General features: G+C 68.7%; 4 protein-coding genes. All 4 read left to right on the forward strand.

The window, feature by feature from the left end; translation table 11 throughout:
• Positions 1–124: 124 nt before the first annotated feature.
• From VMT65_RS01475 to cobM, 4 genes are read left to right on the forward strand one after another with little or no spacing between them, the layout of a single operon-like run.
• Positions 125–1,279, forward strand: coding sequence for a sensor histidine kinase (locus tag VMT65_RS01475; protein ID WP_326306079.1), 1,155 nt, complete (start codon positions 125–127; stop codon positions 1,277–1,279).
• On the forward strand, positions 1,276–1,911 hold the full coding sequence (locus VMT65_RS01480; protein WP_326306080.1) for a response regulator transcription factor: 636 nt from the start codon (positions 1,276–1,278) through the stop codon (positions 1,909–1,911). The genes VMT65_RS01475 and VMT65_RS01480 overlap by 4 nt, the downstream gene beginning before the upstream one ends.
• Positions 1,912–1,929: 18 nt before the next feature.
• Positions 1,930–2,355, forward strand: a complete 426-nt coding sequence (locus VMT65_RS01485) for a PPOX class F420-dependent oxidoreductase (protein WP_326306081.1) — start codon at positions 1,930–1,932, stop codon at positions 2,353–2,355.
• Between the two features lie 48 nt (positions 2,356–2,403).
• Positions 2,404–3,162, forward strand: a complete 759-nt coding sequence (cobM, locus tag VMT65_RS01490) for a precorrin-4 C(11)-methyltransferase (protein WP_326306082.1) — start codon at positions 2,404–2,406, stop codon at positions 3,160–3,162.
• Positions 3,163–3,460: the final 298 nt, after the last annotated feature.

The following is a 3,460-nucleotide window of genomic DNA, read 5'->3' on the forward strand; positions in this document are numbered from 1 at the left end:
CAGCCTGTCGGCGAAACGCCGCGCGGCCATCGCGCCCGCGATCGAATCCCGCTCCGCCAACGGCACGGCCGCGTTTCCTACTTTCGATGGATGCCGGGGCAATAGCCGGGCATAAGCTGGTCGGGTGCATCGCTCGCCCCTGACCCCGGTCTTCTCCGCCCTGCAGCTCGGGCTGCACGCGTTGGTGGTGGCATTGACCGTGGTGGTGGCGGTGCAGGAGGTGGTCGCCGGATCGCATCCGACCGTCGTCATCGTGCTGGCCGGGGTCTTCCTGGGCGTCTATTTCGCCGGGGGCAGGCTGCGCCGCAATCTGGTGGGCGCGCGCATCTGGCTGGCGGTGTTGACCGTTATCTGGCTGGGTCTGGTGACCTTCGCGCCCCTGGCCGTCTACCTGGTCTTCGGCCTGTTCTTCCTGTATCTGCATCTGCTGCCGCGCTATTGGGGCCTGGTCGCGGTGACCGCCGCGACCATCGTCTCGGTGGTCGGGTTCGCCGCGCACCGCGGCTGGACGCTCGCCGGGGTGATCGGCCCGCTGCTCGGCGCGCTCGTCGCGGTCGCCATCGGCCTCGGATACGGCGCGCTGTTCCGCGAGGCCGCCGAACGCCAGCGCCTCATCGACGAATTGCTGGCCACCAGAAACACTCTCGCCGAACAGGAACGCACCGCGGGCAAGATGGCCGAACGGGAGCGTCTCGCCCAGGAGATCCACGACACGGTCGCCCAGGGGCTCAGCAGCATTCAGCTCCTGCTGCACGCCGTCGAACGCGCCGCCCCGGATCACCCCGCGCTGGAGAAGATCCGGCTGGCCCGCGAGACCGCCGCCGACAGCCTGGTCGAAACCCGCCATCTGATAGCCGAACTCACGCCCGCCGCCCTGGAGGGCCAGTCCCTCGCCGGTGCGCTCAACCGCATCACCGAGCGCGCCGCCGCCCCCGGCCTCGACGCGCAGGTCCTCGTCGAGGGCGACCCGCAGCGCCTGCCCATGCCCATCGAGGCCGCCCTGGTGCGCATCACCCAGGGCGCGGTCTCGAATGTGGTGCGCCACGCCCACGCTCGGCGCATGCGCGTCACCCTCACCTACGCCGACGACGCGGTGCACCTGGACGTGGTCGACGACGGTGTCGGCATCGCCCCGGCGGTGCTGGCCGAATCCCCTTCCGGCAGTTTCGGTCTCACCGCCATGCGCAGCCGTGTCGAACAGCAGGGCGGCACCATGAACGTCGAATCCGAGCCCGGCCACACCGCCGTCACCGTCTCGTTCCCCTTGGAGGACGAATGATCCGCATCCTCCTGGCCGACGATCACGCCATCGTCCGCGCGGGCCTGCGCGCCCTGCTCGACTCCAGCGTCGCCGAAACCGATTCCGCCGATATCGAAGTCGTGGGCGAGGTGGCGACCGCCGAAGAGTCCGTGGCCTTCTGCTCCACCACCCCGGTCGACCTGGTCCTCATGGATCTGCGCTTCGGCCCGGGCAAGTCGGGGGCGGACGCCACCGCCGCGCTGCGCGACCTCCCCAACCCGCCGAATGTCCTGGTGGTCACCAACTACGACACCGACGCCGACATCCTCGGCGCGATCGAGGCGGGCGCGGTCGGCTACATCCTCAAGGACACCCCGCCCGCCGAACTCCTCGCCGCCGTCCGCTCGGCCGCCGAGGGCGAGAGCGTGCTGTCCCCGTCGGTGGCCTCCCGCCTCATGACCCGGGTCCGCAAACCCGACACCACCTTGAGCCCAAGGGAAATCGAGGTGCTGCGCCTGGTCGCCGACGGCCACTCCAACCGCGAGATCGGCAAGCGCCTGTTCCTCAGCGAGACGACGGTGAAATCCCACCTCGTCCACATCTATTCGAAGCTGGGCGTGAAATCGCGAACCTCCGCCGTGGCCAGGGCTCGCGAGCGCGGGGCCATCTGAGGTCGTAGCGTGTCGTCCATGGCATCGATGTCTGATCAGGCAGTGCGCGAGTTTCTGAGCGCGGGTACCCGGACCGGCAAGCTGGCCTTCGTGGCCGCCGACGGCCGCCCGCTGATCGCGCCGATCTGGTTCGTGCTCGAGGGCGACGAGATCGTCTTCAATACCGGCAAGAACACCGCCAAGGGCCGCTCGATCCTGCGCGACGGCCGCCTGAGCCTGTGCGTGGATGTGGCCGAACCGCCGTACGCCTTCGTTCAGGTCCAGGGTGTGGCCGAAGTCTCCGAGGATCCGGCCGAGCTGTTGCGCACGGCCACCGAGATCGGCGCCCGTTATATGGGCGCGGACCGCGCCGAGGAGTTCGGCAAGCGCAATGCCGTGCCCGGTGAGCTGGTCGTCCGCCTGCGCCCGACCAAGGTCCTGGCCGACTTCGAGGTCAGCGGCTGAGCTCGAGGTCACCGGCTGGGCCGAGTTCACCTGTGCGAGACTCGGCCGGTGACAGTGCACTTCATCGGGGCCGGGCCGGGCGCGGCCGATCTGCTCACCGTGCGAGCGGTCGAGTTGCTGCGCGCGTCGCCCGTGTGCCTGTACCCGGGCACCTACCTGGACCCCGAGGTCCTGGCCCACTGCGCCCCCGATGTCGAGCTCATCGACACCCAGAAACTGGACCTGGACGAGATCACCGCCCACTGCGCGCGGGCGCACGCCGAAGGCAAGGACGTCGCCCGGCTGTGCTCCGGCGATCCGTCCATATATTCCGCGCTCACCGAGCAGAAGCGCAGGCTGGACGCCCTCGGCATCCCCTGGGACGTGACGCCGGGCGTTCCGGCCTACGCCGCGGCCGCGGCCGTGCTGGGCGCGGAGCTGACCGTGCCCGAGCAAGTGCAGTCGGTGGTGTTGACTAGGACACACGCCCGATCGACCGCGATGCCGGAATCGGAGTCCCTGGCGAACTTCGCCCGCACCCGCGCGACCCTGATATTGCATCTGGCTATCACTCGAATCCGAACTCTGGCAGAGGAGTTGACGCCCGACTACGGCGCGGACTGCCCGGTTGCTGTCGTGTATCGCGCGACACAGCCCGAACAGCAGGTCCTGCGCGGCACTCTCGCCGACATCGCGGACCGGGTAGCGGCCGCTGACCTGCGGCAGGCGGCGGTGATCATGGTGGGCACGGCCTTGGCGGAATCCATCAACTGCGCGCAGTCGCACCTGTACGATCCTGCTCGCGATAGGTCGCACATCACTGGCTGAATGGCCGAAATGCGATGATAGCGAAGGGCTATGGCCCTTTATGGTTGCGGCTTGCGCGCTGACGGTAGATTGGACCGAGTGTCCGTCACCAAGATTGCGACTGTGGCCCGGCAATGGCCGGTGGGTGTGGTCGCGCCCATGTAACAAGATCGGCCAGCTGGGGGGATACCCCAGGGAGTCTCAATTTACGGTGAAGTGAGCCCCGAACACTGGACGCCACGCTGAAGCGGTCGGCGTCCTGTTCGGGTTTATGGCGGGGAGCGCTGCCCAGCGTGGTGTTCCGGAAGCGAGGTTTGGG

Source organism: Nocardia sp. CDC153, assembly GCF_035818515.1.
Taxonomy (GTDB): domain Bacteria; phylum Actinomycetota; class Actinomycetes; order Mycobacteriales; family Mycobacteriaceae; genus Nocardia.